A 2,721-nucleotide genomic window follows, 5' to 3' on the forward strand; every position below is an offset into this window, starting at 1 on the left:
GCCCATCAGCGCTCACGTTGGCAATGGTGGACGCAGGTGAGCGGGTTCTTCTGATCCAAGGTCCGCGGAAGCCGAACGCCACCGCGACTTGAACCTGAGACCGTTGAGTCGTTGCAGTCAGACGCGGTCACACTGCGGCCGTAGTACTTGCTGAATCCAGGGGCAAGGCCGGCGCGGAGTGATTCGTCAACCATAGGAGTGAAACGCGATTCCCGGTGGCCAGATCAATCCGCGAAGTCGTACGGCCCGCCCCGCTCCAGCGCGCGCTGGTACGCCGGCCGCGCGTGGATGCGCTTCAGCCAGGCCATCAGCTTCGGCCGGCTCGCATCCAGCCCCGCGCGCTGCGCCGCGGCCTCGACCGGAAAGCTCATCTGGATGTCGGCCGCGCTGAATTCGCTGCCCGCGAACCACGCGCTCCTGCCGAGCTCGGCCTCCATGAAGTCGAGCTGCCGCTTCAGGTTCGGCTCGACCATCAGCGACAGCACCTTGGCCGAGATGCCCTTCGCGATCGGCTTCACGAAGAACGGCATCGGCGATTTCGGGATGCGATCGAAGATCAGCTTCAGCAGCAGCGGCGGCATCGCCGAGCCTTCGGCGAAGTGCAGCCAGTAGGTGAACCGCAAGGCCTCGGGCGTGCCCGCCGCGGGCGCGAGCCGGCCCTGGGTGCCGGGGCTGAAGCGCGACAGCAGGTACTCGATGATCGCGCCCGATTCGGCCACCGTGGTGCCGTCGTCGGTGATCACCGGCGACTTGCCCAGCGGGTGCACCTGCAGCAACTCGGGCGGCGCCAGCATCGTCTTCGGGTTGCGCTGGTACTTCTTGATCTCGTACGGCACGCCCAGCTCCTCGAGCAGCCAGAGCACGCGCTGCGAGCGCGAGTTGTTCAGGTGGTGGACAACGATCATGCGGTCTCCTTGATATGGCCTGTCGAGCGGCCCGTGGCGCGCATTGTCACAGCGCGCGGCATCCGACAGCGGCGGACCACCCGCGCGGCGCCTCGTCCGACAACGATCTCAGGCACGCCCCACATCGGGTCGCCCCCTCCACCGACACGGTGCGCGATGCACGAAACCTAGAGTTCGCATCACGAATTCATCGTTCTCGACTCCACTGAAAGGCAGTCCATCATGCACAAGGCTCTCAAATTCGTCGCGGCATTCGCTCCGATCCTCCTGGTTGCTGCCTGCGGTGGCGGTGATGACAGCATCGACGACCGGCTGGACATCGCCGACCCGAAGGTGCGCTTCATCCACGCGATCCCGGCCGGCCCGAACGTCTCGCTGTACCGCAACACCGAGATCTCCGGTGGCGTCGACAACGTGCCTTACCTGTACGCGTCGAAGTACTACACCGTCGACACCGCGCCGGCCGACTACACCGTGAAGACCACCACCGGCGGCGTCACCGTGGGCACGATCAACTTCAACCCGACGCGCGGCAACAAGTTCACGCTGATCGCGGTGCCGGGCGAAGCCACGACGACCAACCTGCTGATGATCAACGACCCGTACGACAAGCAGCTCACCGCCACCAACGGCCGCGTGCGCGTCGTCAACGGCTCGTTCAATGCGCAGAACGTCGACGTCTACCTGACGGCCGCCAATGTCGACATCGCCACGGTGGGGCCGAACTTCGCCGCCGCCGCGTACAAGAGCGCGGTGCCGGCCTCGAGCTCGAACTCGACCGACTTCACCGCCGGCAACTACGTGATGCGCGTGACGACCGCCGGCACGAAGGCCGTGATCTTCACCGCGCCGATCGAGGTGCAGACCAATGCCGACCTGCTGCTGATGACGGTGCCGCAGAGCCTCGCCGTCAACGACGTGAAGGTGCTGGAGGTGATCGCCGACAACGGCCAGCCGAGCACCGAGATCATCAACCAGCCTTGAGGCTGCCGCGATGATGCGACGCCGCCAGCAGCAGCTGGCGGCGTTGCGCATGGGCCTCCAGGAAACCGAGCACCCTGTCCCAGGGCACCGGCTTGCGGTACAGCAGCACGTTGGGCGGCAGGCCGCCGCGGCGTGCGATCTCTTCGTCGTCCAGCCCGGTGACGACCACCTGGGCCATCAACGCCAGTTCGGCATCGTTCTGCACCGCGGCGACCAGCCGGAACCCGTCGACCGGCTCCATCTGCAGGTCGGTGATCAACACGTCGGGGCGAAACCGTTCGAGCTTGAGCAAGGCCTCGATGCCGTCGGTCGCAAACTCGCACGAGATCGGCAGCCGGCTGCGGCGCAACACCTTCTGGTAGCTCAGCGTGGTGGTCGGGCTGTCCTCGACGATCAGCACCGTCATGCTCGACGACGGCGCCGGTGGCGGCGCCGGCGCCGCGCCGGGCACCAGCTGCAGCTGCCCGCTCAGCAGCGCCTGCACCGAGCTGCGGACGATGCGCCGGTGCCCGCCGGGCGTGCGCATCGCGAGCAGCACGCCGCTGTCCACCATCTTCTGGACCGAGGTGCGGGAAACCCCCAGCAGGCCGGTCACCTCGCCCACGGTCAGTAATTCCTCGTGTTCCACGGTGTCGGTCAACTTGCGGTCGGGAGAAGCGCCCATGTTACGGCCTCCGCCCGCCCCGCCCGGGCAGCGTTCAGGAGAAGCGCTGCCGCAGCCACTCGCGCGCCCCGTCGGCCGAGGCCTCCAGCAACTGCGTCACCTCGTGCTGCACCACGATCGTGTCCAGCACCTCGCCGGCGTGGCAGCGCCGCTCGATCTCGCGCACCC

The 2,721-nt window shown here is 67.1% G+C and carries 3 protein-coding genes; 1 reads left to right on the forward strand and 2 read right to left on the reverse strand.

All coding sequences use genetic code 11. The annotated features are described in order from the left end of the window. Positions 1 to 224: 224 nt before the first annotated feature. Positions 225 to 905 carry a glutathione S-transferase gene (locus tag AC1D01_RS28955; RefSeq protein ID WP_477872570.1) on the reverse strand — a complete coding sequence of 227 codons (681 nt, stop codon included), beginning with the start codon at positions 903 to 905 and terminating at the stop codon, positions 225 to 227. A gap of 222 nt (positions 906 to 1,127) precedes the next feature. On the opposite strand from AC1D01_RS28955, the gene AC1D01_RS28960 reads away from it, so the two are divergent. Beyond that, the gene (locus tag AC1D01_RS28960) at positions 1,128 to 1,889 is read left to right on the forward strand and encodes a DUF4397 domain-containing protein (RefSeq protein ID WP_477872572.1); all 762 of its coding nucleotides are present in this window, start codon (positions 1,128 to 1,130) and stop codon (positions 1,887 to 1,889) included. Here AC1D01_RS28960 and AC1D01_RS28965 read toward each other — a convergent pair. Then, complete coding sequence (locus AC1D01_RS28965; protein WP_477872574.1) at positions 1,876 to 2,553, reverse strand: response regulator; 678 nt, start codon at positions 2,551 to 2,553, stop codon at positions 1,876 to 1,878. The two genes, AC1D01_RS28960 and AC1D01_RS28965, sit on opposite strands and share 14 nt — an antisense overlap. Between the last annotated feature and the right edge of the window lie 168 nt (positions 2,554 to 2,721).

This window comes from Rhizobacter sp. P3_B12, assembly GCF_056402895.1.

What these genes read in the sequence shown, in the direction of transcription:
- AC1D01_RS28955 (WP_477872570.1), bottom strand. Translation starts at nt 905, where the DNA reads ATGATCGTTGTCCACCACCTGAACAACTCGCGCTCGCAGCGCGTGCTC.
- AC1D01_RS28960 (WP_477872572.1), top strand. Translation starts at nt 1,128, where the DNA reads ATGCACAAGGCTCTCAAATTCGTCGCGGCATTCGCTCCGATCCTCCTG.
- AC1D01_RS28965 (WP_477872574.1), bottom strand. Translation starts at nt 2,553, where the DNA reads ATGGGCGCTTCTCCCGACCGCAAGTTGACCGACACCGTGGAACACGAG.